General features: G+C 74.5%; 6 protein-coding genes. All 6 read right to left on the reverse strand.

The window, feature by feature from the left end; all coding sequences use genetic code 11:
* Positions 1-73: 73 nt before the first annotated feature.
* The 6 genes from ABZ806_RS01715 to ABZ806_RS01740 are packed head-to-tail and all read right to left on the reverse strand — an operon-like array spanning position 74 to position 24,196.
* Positions 74-805 (reverse strand): thioesterase II family protein, encoded by a 732-nt coding sequence (locus ABZ806_RS01715; protein ID WP_500214644.1) that lies wholly within the window; start codon positions 803-805, stop codon positions 74-76.
* The gene (locus ABZ806_RS01720) at positions 802-1,428 is read right to left on the reverse strand and encodes a GNAT family N-acetyltransferase (RefSeq protein WP_500214646.1); all 627 of its coding nucleotides are present in this window, start codon (positions 1,426-1,428) and stop codon (positions 802-804) included. The genes ABZ806_RS01715 and ABZ806_RS01720 overlap by 4 nt, the downstream gene beginning before the upstream one ends.
* Positions 1,421-1,630: an MbtH family protein gene (locus ABZ806_RS01725; protein ID WP_500214648.1), complete on the reverse strand. Its 210-nt coding sequence runs from the start codon at positions 1,628-1,630 to the stop codon at positions 1,421-1,423. Before ABZ806_RS01725 ends, ABZ806_RS01720 begins: the two co-directional genes overlap by 8 nt.
* Positions 1,627-5,583: an amino acid adenylation domain-containing protein gene (locus tag ABZ806_RS01730; RefSeq protein ID WP_500214650.1), complete on the reverse strand. Its 3,957-nt coding sequence runs from the start codon at positions 5,581-5,583 to the stop codon at positions 1,627-1,629. Before ABZ806_RS01730 ends, ABZ806_RS01725 begins: the two co-directional genes overlap by 4 nt.
* A complete protein-coding gene (locus tag ABZ806_RS01735; protein ID WP_500214652.1) occupies positions 5,580-13,262 on the reverse strand; it encodes an amino acid adenylation domain-containing protein in 7,683 nt (2,560 codons plus the stop codon). The genes ABZ806_RS01730 and ABZ806_RS01735 overlap by 4 nt, the downstream gene beginning before the upstream one ends.
* Positions 13,259-24,196 carry an amino acid adenylation domain-containing protein gene (locus ABZ806_RS01740; RefSeq protein ID WP_500214654.1) on the reverse strand — a complete coding sequence of 3,646 codons (10,938 nt, stop codon included), beginning with the start codon at positions 24,194-24,196 and terminating at the stop codon, positions 13,259-13,261. Before ABZ806_RS01740 ends, ABZ806_RS01735 begins: the two co-directional genes overlap by 4 nt.
* Positions 24,197-24,229 lie beyond the last annotated feature (33 nt).

The following is a 24,229-nucleotide window of genomic DNA, read 5'->3' on the forward strand; positions in this document are numbered from 1 at the left end:
CACCCGGACTCCGTGGGGGCGGCCCGTCCGCCGTGCCGGGGCTCAGGCGGGCTCAGGCCGGCTCAGGCACGGCTCACACGGGGACTTCGAGGGTGCGGAGGACCTCGGCGATCACGGCGGGCTGCTGGTCGGCGAGGTAGAAGTGGCCGCCCGGCAGCACCTTCAGCGCGAACCTCCCGTCGGTGACCCGCGCCCAGCCGCGCGCCTGCTCCTGCGACACGTGCGCGTCGGCGTCCCCGATGATCGCGGTGAGCGGGACGGTGAGCCGCGTCCCGTCCCGGTGCGCGTAGTCCTCGATGAGCGCGAAGTCGTTGCGGACGTACGGGAGGACCAGCTCGCGCAGCTCCGGGTCGCGCAGCGCCTCTTCGTCGGTGCCGCCCAGCTTGATCATCTCATCGACGAGGGCGTCGTCGTCCTTGCCGGCCACGCGCTTCCCGCCGCGGTCGTGCGGCGGCCGGGCCCCGGAGGCGAACACGTGCACCGGGGCCGCGCCCCGCTCCTGCAGCAGCCGCGCCACCTCGTAGGCGAGGACGGCGCCCATGCTGTGCCCGAACAGCGCGGCGGGCCGGTCCATCAGCGGCACCATCGCGCCGGCGATCAGGCGGGCGAGCTGGTGGGCGTCGGCGACCAGCGCGTCCGCCATCCGGTCGGCGCGGCCCGGGTACTGGACGGCGTGCACCTCGACGGCCGGGCTGACCTCCTTCGCCCACGGCCGGTAGAACACCGCGGACCCGCCCGCGTGCGGCAGGCAGAACAGCCGCATCGACGCCCAGGGGCGCGTCTCGGCGCAGCGGAACCAGGTCACGTGATCAACTCCTCCTCGTACCGGCGGGAGGCACGGCGCGGGTCGTCCGGCAGCGGCCACGGTGCGATCCGCGGGTCCGGGACGAGCTTGGGCGCGGTGGTCTCCGCCGCCACCTTAAAGCCCCGGCGCCGGTAGTTGGCGATCGCGTTCGGGTGGTCGAGGCTGCTGGTGCGCAGCCACACCCGCGCGGCGGGGCCGGCGGCCGGCGCCCACAGCTCGCCGCGCTGCCAGGCGCGGCGGGTGCACTGCTCCACGAGGTAGCCGCCGTAGCCGCGCCCGACGAACGCCGGGGTGAGGCCGGCCAGGTGGATCTCGGTGTCGCCGGCGGGCTGCGCCTCGATCTCGAAGAAGCCCGCGATGGTGCCCTCGGCCATGGCGATCCAGGTGGACAGCTCGGGGCGCTCCACCCAGGACCGCCACTGCCCGTACGTCCACGGGAAGCGGTCCGTCCAGCAGACGCGGGAGCCGACCGTCGCGTACAGGGCGCGGTTGACGTCGGCGGACGGCAGCGCCGCCAGCGTGAACGTCATCTCGACGCCCGGCAGCGGCGCGGGACGCAGGTCGGCCGCGTCCCGCATCTCCATCGTCCACTCGGTGACCGAGGGGATCTCCAGGTCAGCCACCCATGGCCTCGATGAGGCTGTTCGGCCGCATGTCCGTCCAGTTCTCGTTGATGTAGTCGAGGCACGCCTGCCGGGTGCCGGTGTCCTTGGCCACCGTCCAGCCGGCGGGGACCTCGGCGAAGGACGGCCACAGCGAGTGCTGGCCCTCGTCGTTGACGAGCACCAGGTATGTGCCGTCCGGGTCCTCGAACGGGTTGCTCATCGCTCTCCCTTTCCGTGTGTGCTGTGGAGCTTGTCCAGTTTGGCGGCCAGCACGGCGCCCATCTCGGCGGCCGGGCCCGGGTCCAGGAGCAGGTGGTGCTCGGTGTCGATCGGGTAGTCCTCGATCTCCCCCTCGACGAGCGGGCCCCAGTTGGCGCGCGCGGTCGGCGAGTCCTCGGTGCGGCCGCGCAGCGCGGTGAAGAACACGACGTCGCCGCGGAACCGCCCCGGCCGGTACTCCTCGGCCTGCCGGAGCCCGTTCTCGTAGTTGCGGTAGACGTTGACGAGGTCGTCCTCGGCGAGGGTGGCGAGGGCGTCGTCGCGGTCGGCGAGGATCCCCATGATCTGCTGCATGTCGGGGTTGCCGTCCGGGGCGACGGCCGTCGCGTCGACGCCGATGCCCTGCAGCAGTTCGTGCAGGATCTCCCGCTCGTCCCCGGCGAGGTCCTGGCCGCGGTAGGAGTCGATGAGCGCGAGCAGCCCGACGCTCTCGCCCGCGGCCTGGAGCCGGACGGCCATCTCGTAGGCGACGAGCCCGCCGAGGGACCAGCCGGCGAGGTGGTAGGGCCCGGACGGCCGGACGGCCCGGATCTGCTCCAGGTAGTCGGCGGCCATCTCCCCGACGGACTCCGGCAGCTCCGACCGGGTGAACGCGCGTGCCTGCAGCCCGTAGACCGGCTGGTCGGGACCGAGGTGGCGCTGGAACTGCAGGTAAGGCCAGGCGAGGCCGCCGGCGGGGTGGACGAAGAACACCGGCGGCCGGGACCCGGCCGTGCGGATCGGGAGGAGCACCTCGAACCCGATCCGGTCCTCGGGGTCGCCGACCCTGGCGAGCGCCTCGACCGTCTGGTGGGTGAACACGTCCCGGGGCGTCAGCTCGACCCCGGCCTGCCGGGCGCGGGTGACGAGCTTCAGCGCGGCGATGCTGTCGCCGCCGAGGTCGAAGAAGCTGACGTCCGCGCCGACCCGGTCGAGGCCGAGGACGTCGGCGACGACCCCGCACAGCCGCTCCTCCTCGGGGGTGCGCGGGTCGCGGCCGCCGGCGGCGCCCGCGTAGTCGGGGGCGGGCAGGGCGCGCCGGTCGAGCTTGCCGGTCGGGCCGACGGGGAAGGTGTCCATCCGGACGAACGCGGCGGGCACCATGTACTCCGGCAGCCGCTCCCGGACGAATTCGCGCAGCCCGTCCAACGTGCGCTCTTCGTCGGGGGGTCCAGGGGGGTCGTCCTCCCTGGTAGAGAGGGCGGGTGCGATGACGTAGGCGACGAGGGCCTTGGCGCCGGGCGCCTCCTCGCGGGCGATGACGGCGACGTTGGCGACGCCGGGGTGGGCGGCGATGGCCGCCTCGACCTCGCCCAGCTCGATCCGGAACCCGCGGATCTTCACCTGGAAGTCGGCGCGGTCGACGTACTCCAGGTCGCCGCCGGGCCGCCACCGCATGAGGTCGCCGGTCCGGTACATGCGGTCGCCGGGCGCGCCGAACGGGTCGGCGACGAACCGCTCGGCGGTGAGCGCGGCCCGCCGCAGGTAGCCGCGGGCGACGCCGGACCCGGCGATGTACGCCTCGCCGACGACGCCGGGCGGGACGGGCCGCAGCGCCGGGTCCAGCACGTACACGCGCATGTCGTCGCAGGGGCGGCCGAGCACGGGCGTCCGCTCCGCCGGGTCGGCGAGGGGTGCGCGCTGCGGCGCGGCGGTCGCGTACGTGGTGGCCTCGGTCGGCCCGTACATGTGGACGACCTCGGTGTCCGGGCAGGCGGCGAGGACCTTGCGCATCGCGGCGGGCGACCCCGCCTCACCGCCGGTCAGCACCTCGCGGACGCGGGCGAACGCGTGCGGCCGCTCGTCGGCGACGAGGTTGAACAGGGTGGTGGTGATGAAGACGGCGGTGAGGTCCTCGGCTTCCGCGATCTCTTCGAGGGCGGCGGCGTCCAGGTGGCCCGGGGGCGCGAGGACGGCGGTGCCGCCGTGCAGCAGCGGCGTCCACAGCTCGTAGGTGGACGCGTCGAACGCGTGCGAGGAATGGACGAGGACGCGGTCGTGGGCGCCGCCCCGGAGCCGCCCGTCGGTGGCGAGGCCGACGGCGTCGCGATGCGTGACCACGACGCCCTTCGGCAGGCCGGTGGAGCCGGAGGTGAAGAACACGCAGGCGGCCTGGTCCGGGTGGCACGGCACGCCCGGGTCGGTGCCGGGCGCGGCGGCGGTCTCCGGGTCGTCCATGGCGACGATCCGCGCGGCCGTGCCGAGGGCGGCGGCCCGGTCGCGCATCGGCGCGTTGACGAGCAGGACGGGCGCGCCGACCTCCTCGACCGCCCAGGCGATCCGCTCGGGCGGGTAGCTCTGGTGGATGGGCGCGTAGGCGCCGCCGGCCTTGAGGATCGCCAGCGACGCGACGGCGACGTCCGCGGACCGCTCGAGCAGGACGGCGACGCGGGACTCCGGGCGGACGCCCAGCCCGATCAGCCGGTTGGCGAGCCGGTTCGCGCGGGCGTCCAGCTCGGCGTAGGTGATGGACGCGCCGGCGGCGCGGACGGCGGTCGCCTCCGGGGTCTTCGCGGCCTGCTCGGCGAAGCGGCCGGTGAGGGTGCCGGGGGCGCGGCCGGTCCGCCGGCCCTGCCAGTTCTCCAGGACGTCGGCGCGCTCCTCGCCGTCCAGCACCGCGATGCGGCCGAGCGGCAGGCCGGGCCGGTGCGCGACGGCGTCGAGGATCCGCAGGAGGCGCCGCATCAGCCGCTCGGCGTCGTCGCCGGTGAACAGGTCGGTGCGGTGGTCGATGCGCAGGGACAGGCCGCGGCCGGGGACGGCGGCGAACGTCAGCGGGTAGTGGGTGGCGTCGTAGCCGTCCACGTCGCGGAGGGTGAGCCCGCCGAGGTCGGCGCCGGCGGCGTCCGGGTCGAACGGGTAGTTCTCCAGGACGGTCATCGTGTCGAACAGCGTCCCGGTGCCGGTGAGCCGCTGGATGTCGGCGAGGCCGAGGTGGTGGTGCGGCATGAGCGCGGCCTGCTCGTCCTGGAGGCGGGTGAGGGCCGCGGCGACGGTGTCGGCGGGGTGGACCCGGACGCGGATCGGCAGCGTGTTGATGAACAGCCCGATCATCTGCTCGACGCCGGGGAGTTCGGGCGGGCGGCCGGACACGGCGGCGCCGAACACGACGTCGGCGGACCCGGTGAGGCCGCTGACCAGCGTCCCCCAGGCGAGCTGCAGGACGGTGCCGAGGGTCACGCCCTGGGCGCGGGCGCGCGCGCTGAGCGCGGTGGTGAGCTCCTCGGTGAGCGTCGTCCGGACGCGGCCGGGCGCGTCGGTGCCGGGCTCGGGTGCGCCCGGGGCCACGAGGGTGGGTTCGTCGACACCGCCGAGGGATCGGCGCCAGGCTTCCTCGGCGGCGGGACGGTCCTGGGCGGCGAGCCATGCCAGGTAGTTCTTGTAGGGGGTGACGCGCGGCATGCCGGTGTCGTCGCCCTCGGCGAGGTACAGCGCGAACAGCTCGGTCTGCAGGACGGGCGTCGACCAGCCGTCCAGCAGGATGTGGTGGTTGGTGAACACCATGCGGTGCAGGTCGTCCGCCATCTTGATGAGCATGAACCGCAGCAGCGGCGGCTTGGCCATGTCGAACGGCCGGGCGCGTTCGGCGCCGGCGAGTTCGCGGGCCTTCGCCTCGCGGCCGGGTCCGGGCAGCGCGGACAGGTCCTCGTCCCGCCACGGCAGCCGCACCTCGCGGTGCACGACCTGGACCGGCGAGCCCTCCTTGCGCTGCCGGAACCCGGCCCGCAGGTTCGCGTGCCGGCGCAGCAGCGTCGCGGCGGCGGCCTTCAGCGCGTCCACGTCGAGGGGGCCGCGCAGGTCGAGCACGATCTGCGCGGTGTAGACGTCGTGGCCGGAGTCGTAGAGGGCGTGGAAGAACAGGCCCTGCTGCAACGGGGACAGCGGGAGGATGTCCTCTAGCTGCGACTTGCTCAATCCAGCTCCCATTCACCGTCGAGCTCGGCGGCGAGCTCGTCGATCTCGTCCTGGCTGACGTCCACGAGGGACAGGTCGGACGGGGTGAACCCGCCGACGGGCCCGCCGGAGGCGCCGTCCGTGACGTGCGCGACGAGGCCGCGCAGCGCCGCGTACCAGCGGCCGGCGAGGTCCTCGATCGCGGCGGCGTCGAACAGGTCCCCGGCCCACGTCCACGTCGCGGACAGCTCGGGGCCGCCCGGCAGGTCGCGGGTGTGCGCGTTGACCTCGACGGCGTGGACGAGTCCGAGCGCGGCGTCCTGCCCGCCGCCGAGGGCCTCGTTGTCGGCCGGGCCGGCCGGTCCCCAGTCGGTGGCCTCGGGCGCGGCCGTGCGGCCGAGGTAGTTGAACGCGATCTGCGGCTGGACGGCGAGGCCCGCGCCGGCCGCGGGGGTGAGGTGGCGGAGCAGCCCGTACCCGATGCCGTTGTCGGGGATCTCGCGGAGCTGCTCCTTGACCCGCTTCAGCGCGGTGCCCAGGGCCGGGCCGCCGTCGCGGACGTCGGCGGGGTCGAGGCGGCCCGCGTCCAGCCGGACCGGGTAGATGGAGGTGAACCAGCCGGCGGTGCGGGACAGGTCGACGCCGGGGACGACCTCCTCGCGGCCGTGCCCTTCGAGGTCGATGAGGACGGCCGTCTCGTCGGACGTGCCGCGTTCGCGCCGCCATTCGGCGACGGCGAGGGCGAGGCCGGTGAGCAGGACGTCGTTGACCCGGCCGTGGAACGCGGCCGGGACCTCGGTGAGGAGGGGCTCGGTGACGTCGGCGGGCAGGTCGAGGGTGCGGTGCCGCGCGGTCCCGAACGTGTCGGCGGCCGGGTCGAGCGGGCGGGTGCCGAGGACGGGGTCGGGGGTGGCGAGGACGTCCCGCCACAGCGGCAGCTCGGCCGTGCGGGCGGGGTCGGACGCCTCGGCGGTGAGGCGCTGCGCCCAGCGGCGGAACGAGGTCGGGACGGGGTCGAGGTCTCCCCCGGCCCACGCCGTGACCAGGTCGGGCAGCAGGATCCGCCAGGACACGCCGTCCACGACGAGGTGGTGGAGGGTGAGCAGGAGGCGCCCGGAGGCTTCGGGTCCGGCGTCGAACCAGACGAGCCGGGCCATCGTCCCGGCGGCCGGGTCGAGCCCGTCGCGGGCGGCCTCCGCCTCGGCGGCGAGGACGGCCCGGAGCGCTGCGGTGTCCAGGCCCGCCACGTCCACGCGGCGGACGAGCGGCCCGGCGTCGACCGTGCCGGGCTCGGCGACCTCGAACTCCTCGCCGCGCATCTGGAGGCGGAGCATGTCGTGGTGGTCGAGGACGGTCTGGAGCGCCCTGGTCAGCGCGTCGACGCCGAGGTTCGGCGGGACTTGGAGCAGCATCCGCTGGCTGTAGCCGTCGACGGGGCCGTTCAGGTCCTGGAACCAGCGCATGATCGGGGTGGCCGGGACGCGGCCGGTGCCCGTGCCGGGCGGTTCCGCTTCGGCGCGCTCGCCCTCGCCGACCGGCGTCGCGGTCGCGGCGAGTTCCTCGACGGTCTGGTGCTGGAAGACGTCGCGGGGCGTGATGACCAGGCCGGACTGGCGGGCGCGGGACACCAGCTGGATCGCGATGATCGAGTCGCCGCCCAGGTCGAAGAACCCGTCGTCGATGCCGACCCGCTCCAGCCCGAGGACCTCGGCGAACAGGGCGGAGAGCGTCTCCTCCCCGGCGGTGCGCGGGGTACGGGACGACACCTTGGCGGCGTAGTCCGGGGCGGGCAGCGCCTTGCGGTCGAGCTTGCCGTTGGCGGTCAGCGGCAGCGCGTCCAGTTCGACGACGGCCGCCGGGACCATGTAGTCGGGCAGCGACCTCCCGGCGAACCGGCGCAGGTCGGCGGTGTCGACGCCGGCCGCGACCACGTAGGCGACCAGGCGGTCGTCGCGGACGATCACCGCGGCGTCCTCGACCGCGTCATGCCTGGTCAGGACGGCCTGGATCTCGCCCAGCTCGATCCGGAAGCCGCGCAGCTGGACCTGCTGGTCGGCGCGTCCCAGGTATTCGAGGGTGCCGTCGCGGCGCCAGCGGCCGAGGTCGCCGGTCCGGTACATGCGCGTACCGGGCTTGCCGTGCGGGTCGGCGACGAACCGTTCGGCGGACAGGGCGGGCCGGTTCAGGTAGCCGCGCGCCAGGCCGGCGCCAGCGACGTACATCTCGCCGGGCACGCCGGCCGGGACGGGCTGGAGACGCTCGTCCAGGACGTAGACGCGCAGGTCGGGAATGCCGACACCGATGACGCTGCCGGGCGCGGTCGCGGCGTGGACCTGGTCAAGCGCGATGTACGAGACGTGGACGGTCGTCTCGGTAATGCCGTACATGTTGACGAGTGTCGGGGCGTTGTCGGCGTGGCGCGAGTACCAGTCTTCGAGGCGGCCCAGATCGAGGGCTTCGCCGCCGAACACGATGTAGCGCAGCGCCAGATCGGTGCCGGGGTCGGCCTTGTCGGCGGCCATGAGCTGGTAGAACGCCGACGGAGTCTGGTTGAGGACGGTGACCTTCTCCGCGTCCAGCAGCTTGAGGAAGTCCTCCGGCGAACGCGACGTCAAATACGGAACGACGACCAGACGTCCGCCGTACAGCAGCGGACCCCACAGCTCCCAGACCGAGAAGTCGAACGCGTAGGAGTGGAACAACGTCCACACGTCCTCCGGACCGAACTCGAACCACTCCTCGGTAGAGCGCAGCAGACGCACCACGTTCTGGTGCGGGATCACCACACCCTTGGGACGACCCGTCGAACCCGACGTGTAGATCACGTAGGCGGGATGATCCGGTGAGACAACGACACGCGGATTGGTGTCGGGTCCATCGGTGACGTTCAGGTCGTCCGGGCCGAGCGTGAGGACGGGCTTCGCGTCCTCGACCATGTACGCGATGCGGTCTTCCGGATAATCCGGATCGATCGGCACATACGCGGCGCCCGTCTTCAGCACCGCCAGGATCGCCACAACCAGATCGGCCGAACGCGGCAGAGCGAGCGCCACGAACTGCTCAGGCCCGACACCCTCCCCGATCAACCGGTGCGCCAGACGGTTCGCCCTCGCGTTCACCTCGGCATACGTCCACGACACACCCTCGAACGACACCGCGACCGCATCCGGACGCGCCGCGACCTGCGCCTCGAACAGCGCCGGAATCGTCGCCCGCTCGACATCGCCGGCGCCCTTGCCGCCCGCCCAGCGGCGCAGCAGCGTGCGGCGCTCGGTCCGGTCGAGGATCTCGGCGGTGGTGATGGGCGCGTCAGGGGCGGCGACCAGTTCGCGGACGAGGCGCTCGAAGCGCTCCGCGATCGTCACGGCGGTGTCGCCGTCGAACAGGTCGAGGGCGTATTCGAGACCGGCCTCGATGCCGTCGGGCGCTCCGCCGCCGTCGTGCCGTTCCTCCAGGTAGAGGGACAGGTCGTACTTGGCGGTGCCCGCCGTCAGGGGTTCGGCGCCGCCGGTGAGGCCGTTGAGTTCGAGCCGTGCCTCCGGGTTGTTCTGGAACGACAGGGCGACCTGGAACAGCGGGTGGCGGGCCATCGACCGCGCCGGGTTCAGCACTTCGACGAGCCGCTCGAACGGCAGGTCCTGGTGCGCGTAGGCGGCGAGGTCGGTCTCCTTGACACGCGCTATCAGCTCCCGGAACGACGGGTCGCCGGAGGTATCGGTGCGCAGGACGAGCATGTTCACGAACATGCCGACGAGGTCGTCCAGGGCCTCGTCCGTCCGGCCCGCGATGGGCGAGCCGATCGGCACGTCCGTGCCCGCGCCGAGCCTGGTCAGCAGCGCGGCGTAGGCGGCCTGCATGACCATGAACAGGCTCGCGCCGTTCTCGCGGGCGAGTGCGAGGAGCCCGGCGTGCAGGTCGGCGTCCAGCTGGAACGTGTGCGTCCCGCCCCGGTAGGACGCCTCGGCCGGGCGCGGCCGGTCGGCGGGGAGCCGCAGCTCCTCGGGCAGGCCGGCGAGGGCGTCCCGCCAGTACCCGATCTGCCGCGAGATCAGGCTCTCGGGGTCGTCCTCGGAGCCGAACAGCTCGCGCTGCCAGAGCGTGTAGTCGGCGTATTGGACGGGCAGCGGCGCCCACTGCGGCGCGCGTCCCTCCGCGCGGGACGCGTAGGCGAGGATCACGTCGCGGGCGAGCGGCGCCATCGACCAGCCGTCCGCCGCGATGTGGTGCAGGACCAGCATCAGGACGTGGGTGTCGTCCCCAAGGGCGAACAGGCGGGCGCGCAGCGGCGGCTCGACCGACAGGTCGAAGCCGCGTCCGACCTCGGCGGCCAGCGCGATCGGCAGGCCCGCCTCGCCAGTCTCGGCGACGTCAAGCCGGGGCCGCGCGGCGGCCGGTTCGAGGACGAGCTGGCGGGCGGTGCCGGACCCGTCCGGGAAGATCGTGCGGAGCGACTCGTGCCGCGCGGCCACGTCGGCGAGCGCCTCCCGCAGCGCGTCCAGGTCGAGCACGCCGTTGAGGCGCAGCGCGACCGGCATGTTGAACGTGGCCGACGCGCCCTCGAAGCGGTTGAGGAACCAGAGCCGCTGCTGCGCGTACGACAGCGGCACCACGCCGGGACGCTCGGCCCGCACGAGGGGCGGGCGCACGTCACCGGCCGCGTCGGCGAGCCGTTCGGCGAGGCCCGCGACGGTCGGTGCCTCGAACAGCGCCCGGACGGGCAGTTCGGCGCCCAGTGCGGACCTGACCTTGCTGACGAGCCGCGTCGCGGTGAGCGAGTCGCCGCCGAGGTCGAAGAACCCGTCGTCGACGCCCACCCTCGGCACACCGAGGATCTCCGCGAACAGCCCGCAGAGGATCTCCTCCTGCGGGGTGCGCGGGGCGCGGCCCGCGGCGGCGCCGGCGTCGGCGTCGGGCGCGGGCAGCGCGGCCCGGTCGAGCTTGCCGTTCACGGTGAGCGGCAGCGCGTCCAGGACGGTGAACGCCGGGACCATGTAGTCGGGCAGCCGCTCGGCGGCGTACCGGCGGACGGCGGCGACGTCGACGTCCGGGCCGACCAGGTAGGCGGCGAGGCGCCTGTCGCCGGGCCGGTCCTCGCGGACGACGACGGCGGCCTGCGCGACGCCCGCGCAGCCGGCCAGGACGTTCTCGATCTCGCCCGGCTCCACCCGGAAGCCGCGGATCTTCACCTGGTCGTCGGCGCGGCCGAGGTACTCGATCGTGCCGTCCGGGCGCCACCGGGCCAGGTCGCCGGTGCGGTACATGCGGTCGCCGGGGGCGCCGAACGGGTCGGCGACGAACCGCTCGGCGGTGAGCGCGGCCCGCCGCAGATAGCCGCGCGCGAGCTGCGCGCCGGCCAGGTACAGCTCGCCGGGGACGCCGGCGGGCACGGGCTGGAGCGCGGTGTCGAGCACGTACGAGCGGGTGTTGCGGTGGGGTGCGCCGACCGACGGGTGCTCGCTGCGCGCGACCACCTGGTTCATCGTGTCGATGGTCGATTCGGTGGGCCCGTAGAAGTTGCGCGCGGCGAGCCCGGGGACCGCGCGGAGTTCGACCCACAGGCTCTCGCCGACGGCCTCGCCGCCGAGGAGCAGATGCTCCGGCAGGTGCCGCCCGTCATCGTCCAGCAGGCCCGCTTCGCGGAGCGAGGCGAAGTGCGACGGGGTCGTGTTCACCAGGTCGATCCGTGCGCGTGCCACGTACTCGGTGTACGCCTCAACGTCGCGGCGCGTGTCGTCGTCGATGAGGTGCAGCTCGTGGCCGTACATCATCCACAGCAGGCCCATCCAGGACGTGTCGAACGAGAACGACGCCAGGTGGGCGAACCGCATCCGCCGTCCGCCGGCGGCTTCGACCGCCGGGTCGATGAACGCGCCCCGGTGGGCCTCGAAGTAGTTGAGCACGCCGGCGTGCGGGACGGTCACGCCCTTGGGCCGCCCGGTGGACCCGGACGTGTAGATGACGTACGCCGCGTTCTCCGCCCGCAGTGTCCGCGCCGGATCGTGCGCGGGCCTCCCGGTGGTGTCCGGGAAGTCTCCGGCGGTGATGGTGAGCGCGGGCCGGGCGTCCGCCAGCATGTAGGCGATGCGGTCGGCCGGGTACTCCGGGTCGATCGGGACGTAGGCCGCGCCCGCCTTGAGGACGCCGAGGATCGCCACGACGATCTCGGGGGTGCGCGGCAGGACGAGGGCCACGCGGTCCTCGGGGCCGATCCCCCGGGCGATCAGCTCGTGGGCGAGGCGGTTGGCGCGCTCGTTCAGCTCCGCGTAGGTCAGCCGGGTGCCGCCGCAGACGAGGGCCGCGTCGGACGGAGTCCGGGCGGCCTGGGACTCGAAGAGGGCCGGGAGGGCGCCGGCCGGGGTCTCGGCGGCGGTGTCGTTCCAGGCGGCCAGGGCCGCCCGCTCGGCGTCGCCGGCGAGGTCGACCGCACCGATGAGGCGGCCGGAGTCCTCGGCGATCGCCTCCAGGAAGCGCCGGACGCGGGCGAGGAGCGCTTCGACGACCGCGTGCTCGTAGACATCGGGCCGGTAGTGCAGGCGCAGCGACAGCTTCTCGCCGGGCAGCGCGACGAACGACAGGGGGAAGTGGGTCGCGTCGTAGGAGTCGGCCCCGGCGATGCGGACGCCGTTGAGCGAGCCGTCCATCGAGTCCGGGTCGAACGGGTAGTTCTCCAGCACCGTCATCGTGTCGAAGAGGGCGCCGGTGCGGCCCGCCGCGCGCTGGATGTCGGTGAGGCCCAGGTGGTGGTGGGCGAGGAGTTCGGTCTGCTCCTCCTGGAGGCGCTCCAGCAGGGACCCGAGCGACTCGTCCGGCCGGTGGCGGACGCGGATCGGCAGCGTGTTGATGAACAGCCCGATCATCTGCTCGATGCCGGGCAGTTCGGGCGGGCGGCCGGACACGGTCGCGCCGAACACCACGTCGTTCGTGCCGAGGAGCCGGCCGAGGACGAGGCCCCACGCGCCCTGCAGCACGGTGCTGAGCGTGACGCCGTGGCGGCGGGCGGCCCGGGACAGGCGCCGGGTGGTCTTCTCGTCGAGTTCGGTGATGGTCCGCTTCGGGGGCTCCGGGGCGCGGGCGGCGGCCTCGGGGGCGACGAGGCTCGGCTCGTCCACGCCGTCGAGGGCGCGGCGCCACGCCTCCTCGGCGGCGGCGCGGTCCTGCCCGGCCAGCCAGGCCAGGTAGTTCTTGTACGGGGTGACGCGCGGCATCCCCGCGTCGTGGCCGCCCTGCATGTAGAGCAGGAACAGCTCGGTCACCAGGATCGGCGTGGACCAGCCGTCCAGCAGGATGTGGTGGTTGGTGAGGATCAGCCGGAACCGCTCGGGCCCCATCCGGACGAGGACGAACCGCAGCAGCGGCGGCGCGGTCATGTCGAAGCCGCGCGCCCGCTCCCGCGCGACGACGGCGTCGGCCTCCGCCCCGGACGCGGTGACCTCCTCCCACGGCACCTCGACGGTGCGCGGGATCACCTGCACGGGACGCGACAGGTCCTCGTGCCAGAACGCGGCGCGCAGGTTCGCGTGCCGGCGCAGCAGCGTCCCCGCGGCGGTGCGCAGCGCGGCGGCGTCCAGCGGCCCTTCCAGGTCGAGGACGACCTGGGCCGTGTAGACGTCGCCGTCGCCCGCGTCGAAGAGGGCGTGGAAGAAGAAACCCTGCTGCAGCGGCGACAGCGGCAGGATGTCCTCAAGGTCCCCCCGGTTCACGATTTCTGCCTCCAGGCGGTCTGCAGCTTGTCGATCTCGGTCTGGTCCAGGTCGACCAGCAGGTCGGACGGGGTGAAGCCGGCGGCGTCCCCGGCGGCGGCGTCGGCGGCGAGGGCGCGCAGCGCGGTGAACCAGCCGTCCGCCAGTTCGCGGACGTCGGCGGGTTCCAGCAGGCCGCCCGGCCACGTCCAGGTCGCCGACAGCACCGGCCCGCCGGGCAGGTCGCGGGTGACGGCGTTGATCTCCAGGACGTGCGCCAGGGGCATCGCCGGGTCCTCGCCGGCGGGGAGGTCCTCGGCGGCGAGCGTCCAGTCGCCGCCCTCGTCCCCGGCCGCGACGCGGCCGAGGTAGTTGAAGGCGATCTGCGCGGGCGCGGCGTCTGCCAGCTCCTCGGCGGCGTCGCCGCCGCCGTGGCGCAGCAGGCCGTAGCCGATGCCGCCGTCCGGGACCGCCCGGAGCTGCTCCTTCACCGTCTTGAGCGCCGCGCCGCCGGTCGCGCCGCCCGCGTCCAGCCGGACCGGGTGGATCGTGGTGAACCAGCCGGCGGTGCGGGACACGTCGGCGCCGGGCACGACGTCCTCGCGGCCGTGGCCCTCGAGGTCGATGAGGACACCGGTGCCGCGCCCGCCCCGGTGTCGGCGCCACTGGGCGACGGCGAGGGCGAGGCCCGTGAGCAGCACGTCGTTGACCCGGCCGTGGAACGAGGCCGGGACGTCGGTGAGCAGCGGCCCGGTGACGTCGGCGGGCAGGTCGACGGTGACCGAGCGGGCGCGGGCCGCGATGTCCACGCGCGTGTCGAGCGGCCGCTTCGCGAGGTTCTGCGGCGGGCCGTCGACGATGTCGAGCCAGTCCTCCAGCTCGTCCTCGTCCCGCTCGGACGCGGTGAGCTTCTGCGCCCAGCGGCGGAACGAGGTCGGGACGGGGTCGAGGGTCCCGCCGGCCCAGGCGGTGACGAGGTCGGGCAGCAGGATCCGCCAGGACACGCCGTCCACGACGAGGTGGTGCAGGACGAGGAGGAGCCGGCCCTGCTCCTCGCCCGCGTCGAACCAGACGAGCTGCGCGACCGTACCGGCGGACGGGTCGAGGCGGTCGCGGGCGGCGGTGGCCTGCTCGGTGATGACGGCCTGGAGCTTGTCGGCGTCCAGCCCGGCGGTGTCCACGCGGGTGACGAGGTCGGCCGCGTCGCACGACCCGGGCGGCCGGACGACGGGCTGCCAGCCGTCCAGGCGGAGCCGGAGCATGTCGTGGTGGTCCAGGAGGGTCTGGAACGCGCCGGTCAGCCGCTCGATGCCGAGGTCGGGCGGCGTGCGCAGCAGCGTCGACTGGTGGAAGCCGCGGATGAGCGCGGCGTCGCCGGCGACCCGGTCGCGCAGCCACGCGACGATCGGGGTGACCGGGACGGGGCCGACCCCGGCGCCGGGCGCCTCGGTCTCGACCTCCTCGCCCTCCCCGACCGGCGTCGCGGTGGCGGCCAGTTCCTCGACGGTCTGGTGCTGGAACACGTCGCGGGGCGTGATGACCAGGCCGGACTGGCGGGCCCGGGACACCAACTGGATCGCGATGATCGAGTCGCCGCCCAGGTCGAAGAACCCGTCGTCGATCCCGACCCGCTCCAGCCCGAGGACCTCGGCGAACAGGGCGGAAAGGGTCTCCTCCCCGGCGGTGCGCGGAGTACGGGACGACACGTTCGCCGCGAAGTCGGGGGCGGGCAGCGCCTTGCGGTCGAGCTTGCCGTTGGCGGTCAGCGGCAGCACGTCCAGCTCGACGACCACGGCCGGGACCATGTAGTCGGGCAGGTCCTTGCCGGCGAACCGGCGCAGCTCGGACGAGTCGACGTCCGATCCGGCGACGTAGGCGATGAGGCGGTCGTCGCGGACGATCACCGCGACATCGGAGACCGCGTCGTGGCGGGCGAGGGCCGACTCGATCTCGCCCAGCTCGATGCGGAAGCCGCGCAACTGCACCTGCTGGTCGCTGCGGCCGAGGTACTCCAGGCGGCCGTCGTGCAGCCACCGCCCGATGTCGCCGGTCCGGTACATGCGCGTACCGGGCTTGCCGTACGGGTCGGCGACGAACCGCTCGGCGGACAGGGCCGGGCGGTTGAGATAGCCGCGTGCCAGGCCGGCGCCGGAGACGTACAGCTCACCGACGACGCCGGGCGCGACGGGCTGGAGGCGGTCGTCCAGGACGTAGACGCGCAGGTCGGGGATGCCGACACCGATGACGCTGCCCGGCGCCGTCGCCGCGTAGGCGCGGTCCAGGGCGACGTACGAGACGTGCACCGTGGTTTCGGTGATGCCGTACATGTTGACGAGCGTCGGGGCGTCGTCGGCGTGGCGCGAGTACCAGTCTTCGAGGCGACCGAGTTCGAGGGCTTCGCCGCCGAACACGATGTAGCGCAACGCCAGATCGGTACCGGGGTTGGCCTTGTCGGCGGCCATGAGCTGGTAGAACGCCGACGGGGTCTGGTTGAGGACGGTGACCTGCTCGGCGACCAGCAGCTTGAGGAAGTCCTCCGGCGAACGCGACGTCAGATACGGGACGACGACGAGTCGGCCGCCGTACAGGAGTGGGCCCCACAGCTCCCAGACGGAGAAGTCGAACGCGTAGGAGTGGAACAACGTCCAGACATCGTCCGGACCGAACTCGAACCACTCCTCGGTCGAGCGCAGCAGACGCACCACGTTCTGGTGCGGAATCACCACACCCTTGGGACGGCCCGTCGAACCCGACGTGTAGATCACGTACGCCGGGTGGTCCGGGTCGATGGTCACGCCGGGGTTGGTGTCGTCGTAACCCTCGGCACCCAGGTCGTCCGGGCCGAGCGTGAGGACCGGCTTCGCGTCCTCGACCATGTACGCGATGCGGTCTTCGGGGTAGTCCGGATCGATCGGCACGTACGCCGCACCGGTCTTCAGCACCGCCAGGATCGCCACAACAAGGTCGGCCGAACGCGGCAGCGCCAGCGCCACGAACTGCTCAGGCCCGACACCCTCCCCGATCAACCGGTGCGCCAGACGATTCGCCCTCGCGTTCACCTCCGCATACGTCCACGACACACCCTCGAACGACACCGCGACCGCATCCGGACGCGCCGCGACCTGCGCCTCGAACAGCGCCGGAATCGTCGCCCGCTCCGCGGGGGCGGCGTCGCCGCCGGCCCACTCGCCGAGGATGCGGGTCCGCTCGTCCGCCGAGAGGACGTCCGCGCCGCTGATGGGCGCGTCCGGGTCGGCGAGCAGTGCGGTCAGGTACCGCTCGAACCGCTCGACGAGCCGCCGCGCGGTGGCCGGGTCGTAGAGGTCGAGCGCGTACTCCAGTTCGCCCTCGAACCCGTCCTCCCGCTCGGTGAGGATCATGAGCAGGTCGAACCGGGACGCGCCGGCGGTGAGGGGTTCGGGCTCGGCGCTGAAGCCGGGCATCTCCAGCCGCGCCTCCGGGTTGTTCTGGAAGGTCAGGCCGATCTGGAACAGCGGGTGGCGGGCCAGGTGGCGCGGCGGGTTCAGCACCTCGACGAGCCGCTCGAACGGGACGTCCTGGTGCGCGTAGGCGGCGAGGTCGGTCTCCCGCACCCGTCCGACCAGGTCCCGGAACGACGGGTCGCCGGAGGTGTCGGTGCGGAAGACGAGCATGTTCACGAACATGCCGACGAGGTCGTCCAGGGCCTCGTCCATGCGGCCCGCGATGGGCGAGCCGATCGGCACGTCCGTGCCCGCGCCGAGCCTGGTCAGCAGTGCCGCGAACGCGGCCTGGGCGACCATGAACGGGCTGGCGCCGGTCTCCCGGGCGATCCGCATGAGGGACGCGTGGACGCCGGCGCCGAGCCGGAACCGCTCGGTCCCGCCGCGGTAGGACGCCTCCGCCGGGCGCGGCCGGTCGGCCGGGAGCGGCAGCTCCTCGGGCAGGCCGGCGAGGGCGTCCCGCCAGTGGGCGATCTGCCGCGAGATCACGCTCTCGGGGTCGTCCTCGGAGCCGAGCAGCTCGCGCTGCCAGAGCGTGTAGTCGGCGTACTGGACGGGCAGCGGCGCCCAGCCGGGTGCGGTGCCGCCGGTCCGCGCCAGGTAGGCGGTGACGAGGTCGCGGGCGAGCGGCGCCATCGACCAGCCGTCGCCGCCGACGTGGTGCAGGAGCAGCAGCACGACGTGCTCGTCCGGGCCGATCCGGAACAGGTGGGTGCGCAGCGGCGGCTCGGCGGTGATGTCGAACGCGTACCCGGCGGCCGTCGCGAGCCGCATCGGCAGCTCCGCCTCGGTGGTGCCGGCGACCTCCAGTTCGGGGCGGGCGGCGGCCGGGTCCAGGACGAGCTGGCGCGGCGCTCCCCCGGCGTCCGGCAGGACCGTGCGGAGCGTCTCGTGCCGGTCCACCAGGTCGCCGATGGCGGCGCGGAGCGCGTCCGCGTCCAGGGGGCCGCGGATGCGCAGCGCCACCGGCATGTTGTAGGTCGCCGACGGCCCCTCGAAGCGGTTCAGGAACCACTGCCGCTGCTGGGCGTAGGACGGCGGGACCACGGCGGGCCGGTCGCGGGGCTCCAGTGCCGGGCGGCCGGTGCCCGCGTCCCCCTCCAGGGCGGCGGCGCGGGCGGCGAGGCCGGCGATCGTCGGCGCCTCGAACAGGGCGCGGACGGGCAGTTCGACCCCGAGCGCGCGGCGGATCCGGGTCGCGACCCGCATGGCGACGAGCGAGTCGCCGCCGAGTTCGAAGAAGTCGTCGTCGATACCGGGCGCGTCGATGCCGAGGAGGTCGCCGACGATGGCGGCGACGGCGGTCTCGCGGGCGTCGCGCGGCGCCCGGTAGGCGGTGGCGGGGCGGGTCGGCTCGGGTTCGGGCAGCGCCTTGGTGTCGACCTTCCCGTTCGGGGTGAGCGGCAGTTCGTCGAGGACGACCACGGCGGCGGGCACCATCGACTCGGGGAGGCTCTCCCGGACGTGGGCGCGCAGCGCCTCGGGGTCGACGGACTCGCCGGGGGCGGCGACGACGTAGGCGACGAGCCGGCTGCCGCCGGGCGCCGCGCTCCGCCGGGGCGCGGGGGCCTCGGCGCCGCCGAGCCCGGCGAGCACGGCCCGCACCTCGTCCGCGCCGGGCAGCGCGATGTCGCCGACCGGGCGCCGCGGGTCGGCGACGAGGGTGCGGACGAGGCCGTCCAGCAGCGCGGTCAGCCGCTCCGCGGTGGCGCGGTCGAAGACGTCGGGCCGGTACTCCAGGCGGAGCCGGAGCCGTTCGCCGGGGACGGCGAGCAGGGTCAGCGGGTAGTGGGTGGCGTCGACCAGGTCGGCGTCCGCCAGCCGGACCCCGTCGAACGCGGCGTCGAGCAGCGCGGCGTCGAACGGGTAGTTCTCGAACACCGTCATGGTGTCGAAGAGCGGGCCGGTCCCCGCCGCGCGCTGGATCTCGCCCAGCCCGAGGTGGTGGTGGGCGAACAGCGCGGACTGCTCGTCCTGGAGGCGGCCGAGGCTCTCCGCGAGGGTCTCGGCGTCGCGCAGCCGCACCCGGACCGGCAGCGTGTTGATGAACAGGCCGACCATCTGGTCGGCGCCGGCCAGCTCGGGGGGCCGGCCGGAGACGGTGGCGCCGAACACCACGTCGGCACGGCCGGTGAGGCGGGCCAGCAGCAGCCCCCACAGCCCCTGCACGACGGTGTTGGGGGTCAGGCCGTGGCTCCGCGCCCGGGCGGTCAGCCCGTCCGACAGCTCCCGGCTCAGGTCGAGGACGACCGCTTCGGGGAGCACCGGCGGCCTGTCGGCGGCGGAGGGGGCCAGCAGCGTCGGCCCGCCGATGCCGTCGAGCGCCGCCCGCCACGCGTCGCGGGCGGCGTCGCCGTCCTGGGCATCCAGCCAGGCCAGGTGCTCCTTGTAGGGCGCGGTGCGGGCGGGGGTCCCGCCCGAGTACAGGGTCAGCAGCTCCCCGGCCAGCACCGGGACGGACCAGCCGTCCAGGACGATGTGGTGCGCGGTGAGCAGGAGGCGGTGCCGCCCGGGGCCCAGCCGGAGCAGCGCGAAGCGCAGCAGCGGCGGGCGTTCGAGGTCGAAGGGGCGGGCCCGCTCGCCGGTCATGACGCGCTGGACCTCGCCGGCGGTGGCGCCGTCCAGGTCGACCTCCCGCCAGGGCGCCTCGGCCGCGCCGAGGACGAGCTGCACGGGGGTGCCGTCGCCGGTCTGCGCGAACGCGGCCCGCAGGCCCGGGTGCAGGCCGGTCAGCGCCAGCCCGGCCGCGCGCAGGGCGGGGACGTCCAGGGGGCCGTCGAAGTCCAGGACGAGCTGGGCGGTGTAGACGTCGGAGCCGGAGTCGAGCAGCGCGTGGAAGAAGAAGCCCTGCTGGAGCGGGGACAGCGGCCAGATGTCGGCCAGCCCCGGGTGCGCCGCCTCGACCTCGGCGACCTCCGGGCGGGTCAGCGCGATCAGCGGGAAGTCGGAGGGCGTGCACCCGCCGCCGCCCGCCGCCGCGTGCGCGGCGATGCCGCGCAGGGCCTCGAACCAGGCGGCGGCCAGTTCGCGGACGTCCGCGCCGTCCAGGATCCGGCCCGCCCACGTCCAGGTGGCCGACAGGCGCGGTCCGGCGGCGGAGTCGCGGGCGATCGCGTCGATCTCCACGGTGTGGGCGAGCGGCATGGCGGCGTCGCCGCCGCCGTCCAGGGCGCCCGCCTCGGCGGCGATGCTCCAGTCGCCGTCCCCGGCCTCGACCCGGCCGAGGTAGTTGACGACGATCTGCGGTGCGGGCAGCGCGGCCAGTTCCGGGCCGGTCGCCTCGTTCAGGTGGCGGAGGAGGCCGTAGCCGATGCCGTTGTCCGGCAGGGACCGGAGCCGCTCCTTGACGTTCCGGACGGCCTCGCCGGCCGCCGGGCCGCCGGCGCGGACCTCGTCCCAGACCGCGTCGCCCGCGCCACCCGCGTCGAGCCGGACGGGAAACATGCTGGTGAACCAGCCGACCGTGCGGGACAGGTCCAGTTCGGCGCCGTGCCCCAGTTCCTCGCGGCCGTGGCCTTCGACGTCCACCAGGACGGCGGAGCCGCGCGTGGAGACGCCCCGGCGGCGGCGCCACTCGGTCACGGCGAGGGCGAGCCCGGCGAGCAGGACGTCGTTGACCCGGCCGTGGAAGGCGGCGGGCACGCCGGTCAGCAGCGCCGACGTGGTGGCCTCGTCCAGTTCCAGGGTGAGGCTCCCGGCCGTGTCGCGGGTGTCCCGCGCGGGGTCGAGGGCGCGTGCGCCGAGCAGCGGGTCCTCGGCCCGCAGCATCCCGGTCCACAGGCCGAGTTCGGCGGCCCGGTCCCCGGTGACGGCCTCGTCGGCGAGCCGCCGCGCCCAGGTGCGGAACGATGTCGGGACGGGTTCGAGCTCTCCCCCGGCCCAGGCGGTGACGAGGTCGGGCAGCAGGATCCGCCACGACACGCCGTCGACGACCAGGTGGTGCAGCACGATCAGCAGCCGGCCCAGCGCGTGCTCGCCGGCGTCCAGCCACACGAGCTGCGCCATCGTCCCGGACGCGGGGTCGAGGCGCCCGCGCGCGAGCTCGGCCTGCTCCGCGGCGGCCTCCGCGAGGGCCGCGTCGCCGGCCCCGGCGACGTCGACGCGGTGGACGCAGGCGGCGGCGTCGACGGTTCCCGGCGGGGCGATCCGCGGTTCGCCGCCTTCGGGGACGCTGATCCGGAGGGCGTCGTGGTGGTCCAGCACCGCCTGCAGCGCGCGGGTCAGGTCGCCCTCGCCGAGCGCCGGCGGGGTGCGCAGCAGGATGCTCTGGCTGAACCCGCCGGACGGCCCGCCGAGGTCGCGCAGCCACCGCATGATCGGGGTCGCGGGGAACGCGCCGACGCCCGCGCCGGGCTTCTCGGCCGCGCCGTCGCCGGCCCCGTCCACGCCCGCGTCCGCCTGCCGCACGACCTGGGCGAGCGCCTCCACGGTCGGGTGGCGGAACACCTCGCGCGGGGACAGCACGAGGCCGGACCGGCGGGCCAGCGACACCAGCCGCATCGCGATGATCGAGTCGCCGCCGAGGTCGAAGAAGCCGTCGTCGATCCCGACCCGGGCGACGCCCAGCACCTCGGCGAACAGGTCGGCGAGGAGCTTCTCGGCGGGGGTGCGCGGCTCCCGGCCCGACGCCCGCGCCGCGAAGTCGGGGGCGGGCAGCGCCGCGCGGTCGAGCTTGCCGCTGGGGTTCAGCGGGAGCGCCGCCAGCGGCACCACCGCCGCCGGGACCATGTACGCCGGCAGCGTCTCGCCGGCGAAGTCCCGCAGCGCGTCCGGGTCGGCCTCCGCCCCGGGTTCGGGGACCACGTAGGCGATCAGCCGCGGGTTGCCCGGCTGGTCCTCCCGGTGGATCACGACGGCCTGGGCGACCGCCGGGTGCCGGGCGAGCGCGGTCTCGATCTCGCCCGGCTCGATGCGGAAGCCGCGGATCTTCACCTGGTGGTCGAGCCGGCCGAGGTACTCGATCTGCCCCGCGCCGTTCCAGCGGGCGAGGTCGCCGGTGCGGTACATGCGCTCGCCGGGCGGCCCGAACGGGCAGGCGACGAACCGCTCGGCGGTGAGAGCGGACCGGTCCAGGTAGCCGCGGGCCAGGCCCGCGCCCGCCAGGTACAGCTCACCGGGCACGCCCACCGGGACGGGGCGCAGCGACGCGTCCAGCACGTAGACGCGGGTGTTGGCGATCGGGCCGCCGATCGGGGCGCGGCCGGCGAGGTTGCCGTCGTCGAACCAGGCCGTCGCGTAGACGGTCGCCTCGGTGGGGCCGTAGATGTTGGCGATGCGGGCCTTCGGCATGAGGGCCCGCAGGTCCTGGACGAGCCTCGCGGGCAGCGCCTCCCCGGCCAGGACGACGTCGCCCGCGTCCAGCCCCGCCGCGCCCGCCGCGAGCAGCGCGGACATCGCCGACGGGACGCCGCTGACCAGCGTCCCGGACCAGCCGCCGCGCTCGGCGACCTCCAGCAGGTCCCGGACGACCTCGATGTGCCCGCCCATCGTGAGCGGCGTCAGCCATTCGAACACCGACACGTCGAAGTTCAGCGACGTGGAGAACAGCACGCGGGCGAGGCGGCCGGGGCCGAAGTCCTCGCGCGCCCAGGCGCACAGGTCGACGGCGCCGGCGTGCGAGACGACGACGCCCTTCGGACGTCCCGTCGACCCGGACGTGTAGATGACGTAGGCCGCGTTGCCGGGGCGGAGGGGCCGCACGCGGTCGGCGTCGGTGGGGGCGGCGGGCGAGTACGCGGTGAGGTCGAGGCCGTCCAGGACGACGCGGGGCGTCGTGCCGGGCAGGTCGGCGTCCGCGGTGGTGACGACGCAGGCCGGGGACGCGTCGTCCAGCATGAACGCGATGCGGTCGGCCGGGTAGGCCGGGTCGACCGGCTGGTAGGCGGCGCCCGCCTTCAGCACGGCGAGCGCGGCGACGATCAGGTTCTCGTCGCGCGGCAGGGCGAGGGCGACGAAGTCCCCGGCGCCGACGCCGCGGCCGATGAGGTGGCGGGCGAGGCGGCCGGCGCGCTCGTCCAGCTCCCGGTAGGTGAGGGTCGTACCGGCGTGCGTGACGGCGGGCGCGTCCGGGGTGCGGGCGGCCTGCGCCTCGAACAGCTCCGGGACGACGGCGGGCGCCACGGGCAGCGCCGTGTCGTTCCACTCGTCCAGTACGCGGGAGCGCTCGGCGCCGTCCAGCAGCTCGACGTCGCGGAGCGGCGTGGCCGGGTCCACCGCGCCCAGCGCGCGCATGAACCGGATGTAGCGGCCCAGGTGCGCGGAGACCTCGCCCTCGGTGTACAGGTCGGGGTGCGCCTCGAAGTCGACGCGCATCCCGGCGCCGTCGAAGTTGTCGTAGATGTTGATCGACAGGTCGTCGACCGGCCCGGTGGTGAGGGCGTGCATCCGCGCCGGCAGGCCCGCGAAGTCCAGCCGGTAGTCGAAGGCCATGATGTTGATGACCGGCCCGTACAGCCGGTGCGGCTCGCCGACCAGCTTCAGGTCGCGCAGCAGGTCGTCGCGCCGGTACCGCTGGTGCCGCAGCGCCCGCGCCGTCGCCCGCGTCGTGGCGCGGACCAGGTCGTCCACCGTCATGTCCGGGCGGACGTGTACCCGCAGCGGCAGGATCGTCGACAGCATCGACGGCGTCTCCAGCGCCAGCCCGGACGTGCGGCCGGTGACGGCGAGCCCGAGGATGACGTCCTCGGCGCCCGTCATCCGCGCCACGTACCCGGCGGTCGCGGCGATCGCGAGGGCCGGCGCGGCCGTGCGCAGCCGGCGCGCCCCGGCCGCGAGCGCGGCGGCCTCGTCCGGCGGGACGAGGCCGGTCAGGCTCCGGTAGTCGGCGGTGGGCTCGGCCATCTCCGCCGACAGCGACACCGCCACCGGCCGGTCGGCGAACCGCTCGGTCCAGTAGGCGCGGTCGCGCTCGAACCGCTCCGACTCCCGGTACTCCTCCTCCGCGGCGAGCAGCGCCCGGTAGTCGCCGAGTTCCGCCGGGACGTACTCGCCGCCGCCGGCCAGCGACGTGTAGACCTCGGCGGCGCGGCGGCTGATCAGCGAGCCGCTGTAGCCGTCCTGGATGACGTGGTGGGCGCGGATGAACCAGCGGTGCAGGTCCGGCGCGAGCCGCAGCAGGGCCGTGCCGAAGAGCCGGGCTCCGTCCAGCGGCAGCGGCTCGGCCATCCGCGCCCGCATCCACGCGCGCGCGCACGCGTCGGGGTCGGCCTCACCGGACAGGTCCACCAGCGGGATCGACACGGAGGCGTCCGGGTCGAGGACCTGGTGGACGGCCCCGTCCCGCTCCGCCAGCCGCGCGTTCATCGCGAGCACCTCGTGGGCGCCGATCCGCGCGACGCGGTCGAACAGTTCGTGGTCGAGCGGTCCCTCGATCTCGATGTACTGCGCGATGTGGATCGGCGTTTCCGGCGCCAACTGCTGCGCGTACCAGACGCTCTGCTGAGCGGCCGAAAGAGGAGCGAACTCGATGGACATCAAGCGGCACTTTCCGGGTCGGAGGGGGTTTCC

The sequence above is a fragment of the Spirillospora sp. NPDC047418 genome (assembly GCF_040643275.1).
In the GTDB taxonomy this organism is placed as follows: Bacteria; Actinomycetota; Actinomycetes; order Streptosporangiales; family Streptosporangiaceae; genus Spirillospora.

Coding starts and splice junctions, on each gene's coding strand:
- ABZ806_RS01725 (WP_500214648.1), bottom strand. CDS start 1,630: ATGAGCAACCCGTTCGAGGACCCGGACGGCACATACCTGGTGCTCGTC.
- ABZ806_RS01740 (WP_500214654.1), bottom strand. CDS start 24,196: ATGTCCATCGAGTTCGCTCCTCTTTCGGCCGCTCAGCAGAGCGTCTGG.